Genomic DNA, 14,272 nt, shown 5'->3' on the forward strand with positions numbered 1-14,272 from the left:
ATGACCGATGATGATGATTATGATGACCTGGCAGAGGGTGCGGAGCGCCTGAATGACACCTTGGGTCAGACGAGTGTTCTGGTCACGGGCTTTGACGGTGAGTTGCGCCGGATGCAGAGCTCTCTGGAAGCCACGAGCAAAAATGTTGCTGCGATGGAGCGTGGATTTGGCAATGGATTGCGCCGGGCTTTTGACGGCGTTATCTTTGATGGTGTCAAGCTTTCCGACGCGCTGAGTACCATCAGAGAGAGCATGGTCAACACCGCCTATAGTGCTGCGATCCGCCCTGTCACAAGCGGGCTGGGAAGTGCGCTGGCCAATAGCGTCGGTGGTTTTGTGGAAAACATCTTGCCCTTTGCGAACGGCGCGCCCTTCAGCCAAGGGCGGGTGATGCCCTTTGCCACGGGCGGTGTTGTCAGCAGCACCACGCCTTTCGGGATGCGCGGTGGCATGGGCGTTATGGGGGAGGCAGGACCGGAGGCGATCATGCCGCTCGCGCGCGGGGCCGATGGCAAACTTGGGGTGCGGGGTGCGGGTGGCGGTGGCCAGACCATTGTCATGAACATCACCACGCCGGACGTGCAGGGGTTCCAGCGCTCGCAAGGACAGATTGCAGCTCAGATGACACGCGCGTTGGGGCGTGGCCAGCGCAACCGGTAAAGGAGGGACAGTTAGATGCAGTTTCATGATGTAAGATTTCCGGCAGCTTTGAGCTTTGGCTCGGTTGGCGGACCGGAGCGACGCACGGACGTGGTCACCATCAGCAACGGGTTTGAGGAGCGCAACTCGCCCTGGGCGCATTCGCGCAGACGCTATGACGCCGGTGTGGGCATGCGATCCCTGGATGACGTGGAGACGATGATCGCATTTTTCGAAGCACGGTACGGTCAGTTGTTCGCCTTCCGCTGGAAGGACTGGTCCGACTACAGGTCGTGCAAACCGTCACTGGACATCACCGCCTTCGATCAGGAACTGGGTACGGGCGATGACGAACAGATGCAATTTGAAATCGCGAAGACATATCGCTCTGGAGAATACTCCTACACGCGTCCCATCAAGAAACCTGTGGCAGGCACAGTGCGGGTCGGCTTGGGGTCTGATGAAGCGCAGGAAGGAACCGATTTCACGGTCGATCTGGCAACGGGGGTGATAACCTTTGCAACGCCACCGGCCATGGGTCTGCCGATAACAGCCGGTTTTGAGTTCGATGTGCCGGTGCGGTTTGACACTGGCAGCATTCAAACCAGTGTCGCTAGCTTCCAGGCCGGAGAGATTCCGACGGTGCCGATCATCGAGGTGCGGGTTTGATGGCTGACATGCATGCAGGGTTGAAAGCCCATTTGAAAAGTGGCTTGACCACCATCGCTCACGCCTGGGCGATAGAACGCAAAGACGGCACGATACTGGGGTTTACCGATCACGACCGCGATCTCAGCTTTGAGGGTATAACTTTCCGTGCAGACACAGGACTCACCGCGTTGTCGCTGGCGCAGAGCACGGGGTTGTCTGTCGACAATACCGAAGCCCTTGGGGCGCTGAGCGATTTGTCAATTCGTGAAGACGAAATTGAACAGGGGCGCTTTGACGGTGCTGAGGTTCGGGCTTGGATGGTGAACTGGACCGATGTCAGTCAACGACGCTTGCAGTTTCGCGGCCTCATCGGAGAGCTCAGCCGCGCGGATGGTGGCTTTCAAGCCGAACTTCGCGGGCTGACAGAAGCACTGAATCGTCCGCTGGGAAGGGTGTACCAGAAACCCTGTACCGCTGTGCTCAGCGATAGTGCCTGCCGATTTGACGTAACGAAACCTGGTTTTTCAATCGAGCTGGCGGTTGAATATACGGACCAGTCGCGGATTTTCCGATGGGAAGGGTTTGACGGCTTCGAACAGGACTGGTTCGCCCGCGGGCGGCTCGAAGTCCTTGAAGGTCCGGCAGCCGGGCTTTGGGGGATGGTGAAACAGGACCGGCTGGAGGGTGAAACCCGCACGATTGAGCTGTGGGAGCCGATACGAAGCCCGCTGGCCTATGGTGTCACCGTTCGATTGATCGCCGGATGCGACAAACGCAGTGAAACATGCAGGCTGAAATTCCAAAACCTCGCCAATTTTCAGGGCTTCCCGGATCTGCCGGAAGATGACTGGATGATGGCTGTGCCGAAATCCTCCGGGGCCAATACGGGCGGGAGCAGAAGATGACCACGCTTCAAAACGCAATTGTTATCGAAGCCCGCCGTTGGATCGGAACGCCTTACATCCACCAGTCCTCGGTGTTTGGGGCGGGGGCGGACTGTCTGGGTCTTTTGCGGGGGATTTGGCGCACGGTGTACGGCGATGAACCAGAGGCCGTTCCGGCCTATTCGATGGATTGGTCTGAACCGCAGGGTGAGGAACGGCTATGGGCGGCGGCGTTGCGACATTTGACGCCGAAACCGCTTGCTGCGGAAGCTCCAGCGGACGTGCTGCTCTTTCGAATGCGACAAGGATCCGTTGCCAAACACCTGGGGGTCGTCTCCGGCGTTGGCAAAGCTGCGCGTTTCATACACGCCTATTCGAAATACGGGGTCATTGAGAGCCCCCTAAGTCTACCTTGGCGGCGTCGCATTGTGGCGCGGTTTTCATTTCCTGAGGAGGTCAGCTAATGGCCACGATTGTTTTATCCGCTGTCGGAGGGGCTGTTGGCAGCTCCTTGGGCGGCACCGTTGCCGGCCTTTCAACGGCAGTCATCGGACGCGCGGTGGGTGCCACCGTCGGCAAGGTGATTGACCAGAGTGTTTTAGGCACCGGCTCTGAGGTGATTGAAACTGGCCGTGTGGACCGGTTTCGGCTCTCGAACGCGGGTGAGGGTGAACCGATTTCGCAGGTATATGGACGCATCCGTCTGGGAGGGCAGGTCATTTGGGCGTCCGACTTCGCCGAAGACGTGGCCATCACCACGAGCGGTGGCGGCGGCGGTGGGGGTAAAGGCGCACCGAGCCAGCCAAAAACAACGACGCGAAGCTACAGCTATTCCGTCAACATCGCGGTGGCGATCTGTGAAGGAGAGATCACGCGCATTGGCCGGGTTTGGGCCAATGGAGAAGAGGTTGCCCCCGACGATCTCAACATGAGAATTTACAAGGGACATAAAGATCAGCTGCCTGATCCGGTCATGGAAGCGATCGAAGGGGCAGGCAAGGTACCTGCTTACCGCGGTACGGCATATGTGGTCTTTGAGAACCTGGATCTTGAGCCCTTTGGCAACCGGGTTCCGCAATTCTCGTTCGAGATATCAAGACCTGAGCAGCGCGACGAAGAAGACGCGGCGATTGCGCCAACCTATGGCATTAGATCTGTCGCACTGATCCCCGGGACCGGTGAGTACTCGCTTGCCACGACGCCGGTTTACTACTCATCCGGACCTGGCAGCCGCTGGAGCGCGAACCTGAACTCCCCGACGGAGAAAACAGATTTTGCTGTGTCGCTGGAAACGATGGGGGACGAGTTACCCAATTGCGAAGCCGTCTCGCTTGTGGTGTCTTGGTTTGGCAATGATCTGCGCTGCGGCAGTTGTTCGGTGCGTCCAAGGGTCGAAAAAAAGCTCTATGATGCGCCAAACATGCCCTGGACCGTTGCCGGGGTGACCCGCCCGTCAGCTCAGGAGATGCCGCTGCAGGACGGGCGGCCCATTTATGGCGGAACGCCGACGGACCAGTCCGTTATTCAAGCCATCAAGGCCATGCGCGCCTCGGGTAAACAGGTCATGTTTTATCCGTTTATCCTGATGGATCAGCTTGAAAACAACACCTTGCCCAACCCTTACGCGCCGGAGCAAAATCAACCGAAGCTACCTTGGCGTGGGCGCATAACCCTCTCGACGGCTCCCGGTGTGAGCGGCTCCCCCGATGGCACACCCGCTGCAGAAACAGAAGTGGATGCATTTTTTGGCAAAGCCAGAGCCAAGCATTTTAGCGTTTCTGGTGGTCAGGTCTTTTACGCGGGTCCGCAGGAATGGACGCTCAGCCGTTTTGTCTTGCATTATGCTGCCCTTTGCACCGCGGCCGGTGGCGTTGAGGCGTTTTGTATCAGTTCCGAGATGCGCGGGCTGACCCAGATCCGGGCAGAGAACAATCGGTTTGTCGCCGTGGAACGGCTCAGAGATCTCGCAGCTCAGGTGCGTGCGCTGTTGGGCCCTCGGACCAAAATCAGCTATGCGTCGGATTGGAGCGAGTATTTCGGCTACCAGCCGCAGGACGGTTCCAATGATCGCTTCTTTCATCTTGACCCTTTTTGGGCCGATCCAAATATCGATTTCATCGGCATCGATAATTACATGCCCCTTTCGGATTGGCGGGATGGCGATCTCCATGCGGATGCGGATGTTGGAACGATCTACGACCTGGACTACCTGCGCAGCAATATCGCGGGGGGCGAGGGGTATGACTGGTTCTACGCCTCCGACGCGGCGCGGGCGGCACAGATCCGCACGCCGATAGAAGACGGTGCACATAGTGAGCCTTGGGTCTTTCGCTACAAGGATTTGCGCAACTGGTGGGAAAACCAACATTTTGACCGTATTGATGGTGTCCGGCAACCAACGCCCACCGCGTGGACACCTGGATCCAAGCCGTTCTGGTTTACGGAATTGGGATGTGCCTCCATCGACAAGGGCACCAACCAGCCAAACAAATTCGTTGACGTCAAGTCGTCTGAAAGCAGCCTGCCGCATTATTCCAATGGCGCGCGCGATGATCTCATCCAAAGCCAGTACCTGCGCGCGATGGTGTCTTATTGGGACGCGCCCGAGAACAATCCGGTCTCATCAGTTTACAACGCACCGATGGTGAATATGGACCGTGCGTTCGTCTGGGCCTGGGACGCGCGTCCCTATCCCTATTTCCCAAACAATCTCTCGCTATGGAGCGATGCGGAAAACTACGGTCGCGGGCATTGGATCAACGGGCGGACCTCGGCGCGCGCGTTGTCCTCTATTGTTGCGGAGATTTGCCTGAAGGCTGGTTTGACCGCCTTTGATACATCCAAGCTCTACGGAGTGGTGCGCGGCTATATCGTCAGTGACGTTTCAGAAGCGCGGGCCTCTTTGCAGCCCTTGATGCTGCGGTACTCCTTTGATGCCATTGAACGCGACGGCGTGTTGGTCTTTCGCATGCGGAACGGACGCGGGGCGATTGATCTTGATCGTGAAACACTGGCCCTGTCGACCGAACTCGACGGCACGGTAGAGCAGATGCGGAAAGCGGATGCTGAGATATCAGGTCGCGTCAGGCTGAGATTCCTGCAAGCGGATGCGGCTTTTGACGCTCTGGCTGAAGAAGCGGTTCTGGCGGATGAGCGGACCCATTCGGTCGCAACCTCCGAAGTCCCGATTGCACTCACAAGAGTCGAAGGACGCCAGGTCGTGGAACGTTGGCTCACAGAGGCACGGGTCGCGCGGGATGCCATTCGATTTGCCTTGCCGCCGTCGATGATGACATTGGGGGCAGGGGATGTCATCGCGCTGAACGGTGAACAACAGGAAGGCCGGGCTCTCTACCGGATTGACCGTGTCGAGCAGGGGGCTCTTCAGCTGGCTGAGGCAGTGCGGATTGATCCTGAAGTCTATGTGCCCGCCAACCTGTCGGAAGAAGTGGAAAGCCCCAAACCATTCGTTCCGCCAGTGCCTGTGTTTCCGCTCTTTCTGGACTTGCCCCTTATCTCTGGGGACGAGGTGCCGCATGCGCCGTACTTTGCGGCCACCGCGCAGCCTTGGCCAGGCTCCGTCGCCGTGTATCAGTCACCAAGTGAAAGTGACTACCGGCTGCTCAACATCATTGGCGCGCGGTCAATCATTGGCACAACGCAAAACAGTCTGGATGGTGCGCCCTCTGGACGTTTTGACAATGGAAAAGCGCTGCAGGTCAAGCTGATGAGCGGCGCTTTGAGTTCGGTCAATGACCAAACCTTGCTGAGTGGTGCCAATCTTGCCGCCATCGGGGACGGCTCACCGGGGAACTGGGAGCTCTTTCAATTTGCGCAGGCAGACCTTGTCGATGTGGATACCTACCAGCTCAGCCGGCGGTTGCGCGGTCAGCTTGGCAGCGATGGATTGATGCCTGAGGCATGGCCGGAAGGGTCGTGGTTTGTATTGCTGAATGGCTTTCCGGAACAGATCGATCTGTCGCGCAATCTGCGCGGGGTAGCACAGAGCTACCGGATCGGGCCCGCGCGCCGATCGGTGTTTGATCCGTCTTATGTTGAACGAACAGATGCCTTTGATGGCAATGGGTTACGGCCTTATGCTCCAACACACCTGCGCGCGGCAACCAATGCAAGCGGCGGGATCGAATTGACCTGGATTCGCCGCACCCGTGTTGACGGTGATACATGGGACACGCCCGAAATACCCCTCGGCGAAGAGGCAGAAAGCTATATGATCCGTGTGTTCAAAGGCGGGACGCTGTTGCGAGAAACGATCGTGACGCAGTCACTGTGGGCCTATCCGTTGTCGGAACAGGCAGCAGACGGTCTGACCGGAGCATTTGAGGTTCAAGTGGCGCAGATCTCGGCGGTCTATGGTCCAGGTCTGAGCGCAAAGTTGCCCCTTTCCGTGTAGGATGATAAGATCATTCCATTCAAACCCGCCTCCGGCTCATGTCGAAACGTAATACAATGCATCACAGCTTTGCGTTTGGTTTCCGGCCCCTGGATGAGGTAGGGATGGCGTGAAAGGATGATCTTCATGGCGAAACTTCAACAGACCATCGCAGCAGTTGACCCCGCTTGGGATCAGATTTGTGCAGAGGCACGGCAGGCGGCACAAGACGAGCCACTGATGGGCGGTTTTTTGCATGCCTGTATCCTGCATCACAAAAGCATCGAAAAAGCGCTTTCTTATCGGATCGCAGCCAAGCTTGCCTCGAACGAGATGTCGATGGTTGTCGTCCGTGAAATGGTCGAAGATGCGTATGCCGCCGACACATCGCTGGTGCAAGCAGCGCGTGCGGATCTCGTCGCGATCTATCAGCGCGATCCGGCGTGCCACCGCCTGTTGCAACCGATCCTGTACTTCAAAGGCTATCAGGCCATGCAGGCTTATCGCGTCGGCCATTACCTTTGGAAGAACGGACACCGTGACCTTGCCTATTTCGTGCAGATGCGCGTTTCTGAAATTTTTGGGGTGGATATTCACCCGGCAGCTCAGATCGGCAAGGGGATCATGATTGATCATGCGCATTCGATCGTGATCGGCGAGACGGCCGTGGTCGGCGACAATGTGTCGATGCTGCATTCGGTCACCCTTGGCGGGACCGGTAAGGAAGAAGAGGACCGTCATCCAAAAATCGGTGACGGTGTTCTGATCGGTGCCGGTGCCAAGGTGCTGGGGAACCTCAAGGTCGGCAATTGCAGCCGCATTGCTGCCGGCTCGGTTGTTCTGGAAGAGGTGCCACCCTGCAAAACCGTGGCGGGTATCCCGGCACGTATCGTTGGGGAGGCGGGCTGCGACCAGCCCTCTGTCTCGATGAACCACATGCTGGGCCCGGACGCCTGAAACCAATAGCACTAAGACATTGAAAAGCCGGAGGTTTGCGCCTCCGGCTTTTCTGTTGTGGCTCAGCCGACGCTTTAGCGCGCAGATGTCACGCCAGCATCGTCATTGGATTTTCCAGATTTTCCTTGATCGCCGTGAGAAGCTGCGCCCCCAGCGCGCCATCGATGACCCGGTGATCCACGGACAAGGTGACGGACATCACGGTCGCGACGTCCAACTCGCCATCTTTCCCAACGACGGGCTTCTTGACCCCTGCACCGACCGCCAGAATAGCGCCATGCGGTGGATTGATGACCGCGTCGAAGTTGTCGATGCCGAACATCCCAAGGTTGGAGATTGCAAAGCTGCCGCCCTGATACTCATGTGGTGCCAGCTTTCGGTCCCGCGCGCGCGCGGCCAGATCCTTCATTTCTGCGGAGAGGGCCGACAGGCTCTTCATTTCCGCATCCTTCAGAACAGGGGTAAAGAGCCCGCCCTCAATGGCCACAGCGACAGCCACGTCGGAGGGGGTAAGTTTCAGGATCCGATCACCTGCCCAGACCGCATTGGCATCCGGCACGGCCTGCAAGGCGAGCGCACAGGCCTTGATGATGAAATCGTTCACGGAAAGCTTCACGCCGCGTGCTTCGAGCTGTTTGTTCAATTCTCCGCGGAATTTGAGCAGCGCGTCAAGTTCGATATCGCGACGCAGGTAAAAATGCGGGATCGACTGCTTGGCCTCGGTCAGCCTGGCGGCGATGGTCTTGCGCATCCCGTTGAGGCTGATTTCCTCGTACTCACGGCCCTGATACATCGCCATGACCACATCAGCCGAGGGGCCGCTCGCGGGAGCCGCGGAGGATGCCGGTGCAGTGGCTGGTTTTGCCGCTTCTGGTTTGGAGGCTTCGGCTGTTGCGTTCTCCACATCCGCCTTGACGATGCGACCGCGGGGGCCGGAGCCTTTGATGGTGGCAAGGTCCAGTCCCTTGTCGGCGGCGATACGGCGCGCGAGGGGGGAGGCGAAAACGCGGTTGCCGTCCGCTGATTTGGGGGCCGGCAGCGCTGCGGCAGGGGCAGGGGCAGGCGCCTCGGCGGCCGCTGGGGCCTCCTCGTTGCCCGCGTCGGACGCCTCCGGGTTGGCGGCGACCTTACCGATGTCATCGGTGCTTTCACCTTCTTCGAGCAGGACTGCGATGGCGGTGTTGACCTTCACGCCTTCGGCGCCTTCGGCCACAAGAATCTTGCCGATGGTGCCTTCGTCCACCGCTTCGAATTCCATGGTGGCCTTATCGGTTTCGATCTCCGCCATGATATCCCCGGAGGAGACGGTATCGCCTTCTTTCACATGCCATTTGGCGAGTGTGCCTTCTTCCATCGTGGGCGAGAGCGCGGGCATGAGAATTTCAGTCGGCATGGTGGGCGCTCCTCAGGCGTAGGTGACTTGGCGGACGGCGGCGATCACCTCATCGGTGGTGACCAGTGCCAGTTTTTCAAGATTGGCGGCATAGGGCATCGGAACATCCTTGCCGGTGCAGTTTATGACAGGCGCATCGAGGTAATCAAACGCCTCCTGCATAATGACAGAAGAGATGTAATTTCCAACGGATCCTTGTGGCCAGCCTTCCTCGACCGTCACGCAGCGATTTGTCTTCATGACCGACTTCAGGATGCTCGCGGTATCCATCGGGCGCAGGGTGCGCAGATCGATGACCTCGGCGCTGATGCCACCTTCGGCAAGCTTGTCGGCGGCTGCCAGGGCGTAGGTCATCCCGATGCCGAAGCTGACAATGGTGACGTCCTCGCCTTCACGCCAGATCCGTGCCTTTCCAAACGGGACCGTATAGTCGTCAAGCTCCGGGACATCAAAGCTCCGACCGTATAGAATTTCATTCTCCAGAAAGATCACCGGGTTAGGGTCCCGGATCGCTGTTTTCATCAGCCCTTTGTAGTCGGAGGCGGAGTAGGGCATTGCAACCTTCAGGCCGGGAACCTGCATGAACCAGGCCGCATAGTCCTGGGAGTGCTGCGCCCCGACCCGGGCCGCCGCACCGTTTGGTCCGCGAAACACCATCGGCGCCCCCATCTGACCGCCCGACATATAGAGGGTTTTGGCCGCCGAGTTGATGATCTGGTCCATGGCTTGCATGGCGAAGTTGAAGGTCATGAACTCCACGATGGGTTTCAACCCGCCAAAGGCGGCTCCCACACCGATACCGGCAAAACCGTGTTCGGTGATCGGCGTGTCGATCACGCGTTTGGCACCGAACTCATCCAGCATGCCCTGCGAGATTTTATAGGCGCCCTCGTATTCCGCCACCTCTTCGCCCATCAGGAAAACGCTGTCATCGCGGCGCATTTCTTCGGCCATGCCGTCACGCAAGGCCTCCCGCACAGTCTGCTGTTTCAGGGTTGTGCCCTCTGGCCAATCCGGGGAGGTGTCCGTTTGAGGGGCGGCGGGCGCCTCGGCGGCCCCTGCCGGGGACACCTCCTTGCCCGCGTCGACCGCGGGGGCGGCCTCCGGCGCAGCCGCGGGTGTTGTATCGATGTCATCAGCGCTTTCGCCCTCGTCAAGCAGCACGGCGATGGCGGTGTTCACCTTGACGCCTTCGGTACCCTCTTCGACCAGGATCTTGCCGATCGTGCCTTCATCCACGGCCTCGAATTCCATCGTCGCCTTGTCGGTTTCGATCTCGGCCATGATATCCCCGGAGGAGACGGTGTCCCCTTCCTTCACGAGCCACTTGGCAAGCGTGCCTTCTTCCATGGTGGGCGAGAGGGCGGGCATCAGAATTTCAGTTGCCATGGATCAAGCCTCCTGCGGAATTTCTGTGGCGTAGATATCGGTCCAAAGCTCTTCGAGCGCAGGCTCCGGTGAGGTTTTGGCAAACTCGGCGCTTTCGTTCACGATCTCCTTGATCTCCTTGTCGATCGCCTTGAGGTCTTCTTCGCTTGCATGTTTGCCGGTCAGCAACATGGAGCGTACGGCCTCAATCGGGTCCCGCTCGTCGCGCATTTTCTGCACCTCTTCGCGGGTGCGGTACTTTGCCGGGTCCGACATCGAATGGCCCCGGTAGCGGTAGGTCTTGATCTCCAGAATGTAGGGCCCGTCACCAGCGCGGCAGACGGCGACAGCCTTTTCGCCGGCGGCTTTGACCGCCAGCACATCCATGCCGTCGACTTCCTCGCCCTTGATGCCGTAGGCGGCGCCGCGTTCCCAGTAAGAGGGCGAATGGGTGGAGCGTTTGGTCGAGGTGCCCATGGCGTATTGGTTGTTCTCGATCACGAAGACCACTGGCAGGTTCCACAGCTCGGCCATGTTGTAGGCTTCATAGACCTGACCCTGGTTGGCGGCACCATCGCCGAAATAGGTAAAGGTGACCCGGTCGTTGCCTTTGTACTTGTCGGAAAACGCAAGACCCGCGCCCAAAGGCACCTGGGCCGCTACAATGCCGTGGCCGCCGTAAAAGTGTTTCTCTTTCGAGAACATGTGCATCGAGCCGCCCTTGCCTTTGGAATAGCCGCCCTCGCGGCCTGTCAGTTCCGCCATCACGCCGCTCGGGTCCATCCCACAGGCCAGCATATGGCCGTGGTCGCGATAGGAGGTGATGCGTTTGTCGCCCTCTTCTGCGGCAGCTTCCAGCCCCACGACAACGGCTTCCTGACCAATATAGAGATGACAAAAACCGCCGATAAGCCCCATGCCGTAGAGTTGTCCGGCTTTTTCTTCAAACCGTCGGATCAACAGCATATCCCTGTAGTATGCCTTTAATTCATCGGCTGAAACATTGGGCTTTTTCGCCGCTTTTCGCGTTGCCATAGGTCGGATATCCTTTCCACAACACCCCTCGGGGTAGATAGTTTAGCATTAAACTATTCATTATCGGATTCGGAGCCGTATTGCGAGCATCAATCTGGGTTGCGACTATTTTGCCGCGAACTGCCCGGATGAACTTACCGGATCACGATCTCATCGGCCCGGATCAGGCCCAGAACCCGGCGCGCCTGCTCGTCCAGCAGATCAAGATCAAGATAGTCATCGGACAAGCGCCGGGTCAGGTTTTCCATGCGGCCCACGTCGGCCTGAACCTGCGTCAACTGGACCCGCAAAAGGTCCGCCTCTGCGCTGATCTCGGCCCGGCGGAACAGGCCGAAGTCTCCCTGCACGGCGGCAAAGGTGAAATAGGTCGCCAAGCCCAGTGCGAGGGTAAAAAACACGAAGGTGCCGAATGCGGGACGCGTACTGCGGTTCATCTTGACTGCCTCTGATCGCCTCTTTTCGGGCGTGATGGGACTATTGCACAAGCGGGGCGGTCTGTGAATCCCCATTTTGTCACAAAACTCAGGAAAAACGGGGTTTTAGGGGGTTTTATGCCTCCAGGGCGGCGACGCCGGGCAGGGTCTTGCCCTCCATCCATTCCAGAAAGGCCCCGCCTGCCGTGGAGATATAGGTGAAATCAGCCGCAGCGCCGGCCTGGTTGAGAGCGGCGACGGTGTCCCCCCCGCCTGCGACCGAAATCAGGGCACCCGCTTTGGTGCGGGCCGCGGCCTCCCGTGCGGCGGCGGTTGTGGCCTGATCGAAGGGGGCGATTTCAAAGGCCCCCAGCGGGCCGTTCCAGATCAGTGTCTTCAGTTCGGCAAAGGCTTCGGTAATCGCCTTGAGGCTTGCGGGGCCGGTGTCCAGCACCATCTGGTCTGGGGCCAGTTCGGTCTGCGGGGTCAGCGCAACGACCTCATGCGGGGCCCCGCTTTCAAAGCGCCGCGCCACCAGCCCGTCCACCGGCAGCAGCAGGCGGCAACCGGCCTTGTCCGCCGCTGTCAGGATCGATCTTGCCGTGTCGATGAAATCGGGCTCCATCAGAGAGGCCCCCAGTTTGGCGCCCTGGGCCGCGAGGAACGTGTTGGCCATGCCGCCGCCGATGATCAGAACGTCCAGCCGCCCCACGAGGTTTTCCAGCAGCGCGATCTTGGTCGAGACCTTGGCCCCGCCGACCACCGCGCCCACGGGCCGCTCCGGCGTGGAGAGGGCCGCCTCCAGTGCCGAAAGCTCCGCCTGCATCAGGCGCCCGGCGCAGGATGGCAACAGCTTTGCCACCCCGGTGGTCGACGCATGCGCCCGGTGTGCGGCGGAAAAGGCGTCATTGCAAAAGACATCCCCCAGACTGGCGAGAAAGGCGGCCATCGCGGGATCGTTGGCCTCTTCGCCCTCGGCAAAGCGAGTGTTTTCGACCAAGACCACGCTGCCTTTCGGCAAGGCTTCCAGCGCCTCCGCGTCTGGCCGCTCCATGAAGGTGACGGGGTGACCAAGCGCCTTCTCCAACGCGGGTAGGGTGATGCGCAGGGACATCTCGGGCACGACCTGACCCTTGGGGCGACCGAAATGGGCCAGCATGACCGGCAGGCCCCCGGCGGCAAGAATGTCCCGGATTGTCGGAACGATGCGGTCGATCCGGGTGGTGTCTGTCACCTGCCCGTCCTCGACCGGTACGTTGATATCCACCCGGACCAGCACGCGTTTGTCGGCCAGCGCCATATCGTCGAGTGTCTTCCAGCCCATCCGCCTGTCCTTTGTCTGCTACCCGGTGCCCCTTTGTGTTGCGCTAATCCGCGCCGAGGTCAACCGACCGGCTTGGCAATCTTGCGCCCACGGCTTAGGTATTCCGCGAGAATGACAACAGGAGCGCCCCATGGCCGAGATCAAAGACCCCGAAAACACAATTCTAATGGAGCTGAAGGACGGCACCGTGACAATTGAATTGCTGCCAGATGTTGCGCCCAAACACGTCGAGCGGATGAAGCATCTCGCGCGCGCGGGCGAGTACGACAACGTGGCCTTCCACCGGGTGATCGAAGGCTTCATGGCCCAGACCGGGGACGTGCAGCATGGCGATATGGAAGATGGCTTCAACCTGCGCATGGCGGGCACCGGCGGGTCCGATCTGGATAATGTCCCGGCAGAGTTCTCAAAGATCCCGCATGCGCGCGGGTCGATCGGGGCTGCCCGCTCGCAGAACCCCGACAGCGCCAACAGCCAGTTCTTTATCAACTTCAAGGACAATGACTTCCTCAACGGCCAGTATACCGTTTACGGGCAGGTGATCGAAGGCATGGAACATGTGGATGCCATCACGCGAGGGGAGCCGCCCGCCGAACCTGACCGGATGATTTCGGTCAAGGTGGCTGCAGATGTATAAGGCTGTTGTCGCGTCACTGATGCTGGCCAGCCCGGCGCTGGCCACCGGCATTGAAATCACGGTCGCGGGTGAGGCCAGCGGAACAATCACCGTCGATCTGCTGGAGGATGTGGCCCCCGCCCATGTGGAACGGATCACCGCGCTGACCGAAAGCGGAGCCTATGACGGTGTTGTGTTTCACCGGGTGATCGATGGCTTCATGGCGCAGACCGGCGATGTGGAGTTCGGCAAGATCGGCGGCGACATGCGACGGGCGGGCACCGGCAGTTCCGACCAGCCTGATCTGGCGGCCGAATTTTCCGATGTGCCCTTTGATCGCGGTGTTGTCGGCATGGCGCGCGCCCAAAGCCCCGACAGCGCCAACAGCCAATTCTTTATCATGTTCAGCGAAGGCTATTTCCTCAACGGTCAGTACACGGTTGTCGGCCGCGTGACCGAGGGGCTGGAGGTGCTGGATGCGATCAAGCGTGGCGAAGGTCGCAACGGGGCCGTCATCGGCGCGCCCGATGTGATGCAGACGGTGACGGTCACCGAGTAAGCTGCGGGGCCCTTGACGCAATGGGTGTCACCAGTGCGAA

13 protein-coding genes are annotated in these 14,272 nt (G+C 59.5%); 8 read left to right on the top strand and 5 right to left on the bottom strand.

What is annotated here, in order from left to right; translation table 11 throughout:
- From H7847_RS02720 to cysE, 6 genes are all read left to right on the top strand, one after another.
- A complete protein-coding gene (locus H7847_RS02720) occupies positions 1-660 on the top strand; it encodes a phage tail tape measure protein (RefSeq protein WP_227267850.1) in 660 nt (219 codons plus the stop codon).
- A gap of 15 nt (positions 661-675) precedes the next feature.
- Positions 676-1,308 (top strand): DUF2460 domain-containing protein, encoded by a 633-nt coding sequence (locus H7847_RS02725; protein WP_227267851.1) that lies wholly within the window; start codon positions 676-678, stop codon positions 1,306-1,308.
- Positions 1,308-2,195, top strand: coding sequence for a DUF2163 domain-containing protein (locus tag H7847_RS02730; RefSeq protein WP_227267852.1), 888 nt, complete (start codon positions 1,308-1,310; stop codon positions 2,193-2,195). The genes H7847_RS02725 and H7847_RS02730 overlap by 1 nt, the downstream gene beginning before the upstream one ends.
- Positions 2,192-2,638, top strand: coding sequence for a C40 family peptidase (locus tag H7847_RS02735; RefSeq protein WP_227267853.1), 447 nt, complete (start codon positions 2,192-2,194; stop codon positions 2,636-2,638). The genes H7847_RS02730 and H7847_RS02735 overlap by 4 nt, the downstream gene beginning before the upstream one ends.
- Positions 2,638-6,588 (top strand): baseplate multidomain protein megatron, encoded by a 3,951-nt coding sequence (locus H7847_RS02740; RefSeq protein ID WP_227267854.1) that lies wholly within the window; start codon positions 2,638-2,640, stop codon positions 6,586-6,588. The genes H7847_RS02735 and H7847_RS02740 overlap by 1 nt, the downstream gene beginning before the upstream one ends.
- Positions 6,589-6,714: 126 nt before the next feature.
- Entirely contained in the window at positions 6,715-7,524 is an 810-nt protein-coding gene (cysE, locus tag H7847_RS02745; RefSeq protein ID WP_227267855.1) for a serine O-acetyltransferase, read from the top strand.
- 88 nt (positions 7,525-7,612) lie between these two features.
- Here the strand turns inward: cysE and H7847_RS02750 are convergent, their stop codons facing one another.
- The 5 genes from H7847_RS02750 to H7847_RS02770 all read right to left on the bottom strand — a co-directional run bounded on the left by H7847_RS02750 (position 7,613) and on the right by H7847_RS02770 (position 13,057).
- Positions 7,613-8,917, bottom strand: coding sequence for a pyruvate dehydrogenase complex dihydrolipoamide acetyltransferase (locus tag H7847_RS02750; RefSeq protein ID WP_227267856.1), 1,305 nt, complete (start codon positions 8,915-8,917; stop codon positions 7,613-7,615).
- Between the two features lie 12 nt (positions 8,918-8,929).
- Positions 8,930-10,306 carry a pyruvate dehydrogenase complex E1 component subunit beta gene (locus H7847_RS02755; protein ID WP_227267857.1) on the bottom strand — a complete coding sequence of 459 codons (1,377 nt, stop codon included), beginning with the start codon at positions 10,304-10,306 and terminating at the stop codon, positions 8,930-8,932.
- 3 nt (positions 10,307-10,309) lie between these two features.
- A complete protein-coding gene (pdhA, locus tag H7847_RS02760; RefSeq protein ID WP_227267858.1) occupies positions 10,310-11,320 on the bottom strand; it encodes a pyruvate dehydrogenase (acetyl-transferring) E1 component subunit alpha in 1,011 nt (336 codons plus the stop codon).
- 134 nt (positions 11,321-11,454) lie between these two features.
- Positions 11,455-11,754 carry an FtsB family cell division protein gene (locus H7847_RS02765; protein ID WP_227267859.1) on the bottom strand — a complete coding sequence of 100 codons (300 nt, stop codon included), beginning with the start codon at positions 11,752-11,754 and terminating at the stop codon, positions 11,455-11,457.
- Positions 11,755-11,869: 115 nt separating this feature from the next.
- Positions 11,870-13,057: a phosphoglycerate kinase gene (locus H7847_RS02770; RefSeq protein ID WP_227267860.1), complete on the bottom strand. Its 1,188-nt coding sequence runs from the start codon at positions 13,055-13,057 to the stop codon at positions 11,870-11,872.
- Positions 13,058-13,187: 130 nt separating this feature from the next.
- Between H7847_RS02770 and H7847_RS02775 the strand changes: the two genes are divergently transcribed.
- Both H7847_RS02775 and H7847_RS02780 read left to right on the top strand, forming a co-directional pair.
- Entirely contained in the window at positions 13,188-13,694 is a 507-nt protein-coding gene (locus H7847_RS02775; RefSeq protein ID WP_227267861.1) for a peptidylprolyl isomerase, read from the top strand.
- Complete coding sequence (locus tag H7847_RS02780; protein WP_227267862.1) at positions 13,687-14,232, top strand: peptidylprolyl isomerase; 546 nt, start codon at positions 13,687-13,689, stop codon at positions 14,230-14,232. Before H7847_RS02775 ends, H7847_RS02780 begins: the two co-directional genes overlap by 8 nt.
- The last annotated feature ends 40 nt before the right edge of the window (positions 14,233-14,272 follow it).

This window comes from Roseobacter weihaiensis (assembly GCF_020622345.1).
Lineage (GTDB): Bacteria > Pseudomonadota > Alphaproteobacteria > Rhodobacterales > Rhodobacteraceae > Roseobacter > Roseobacter weihaiensis.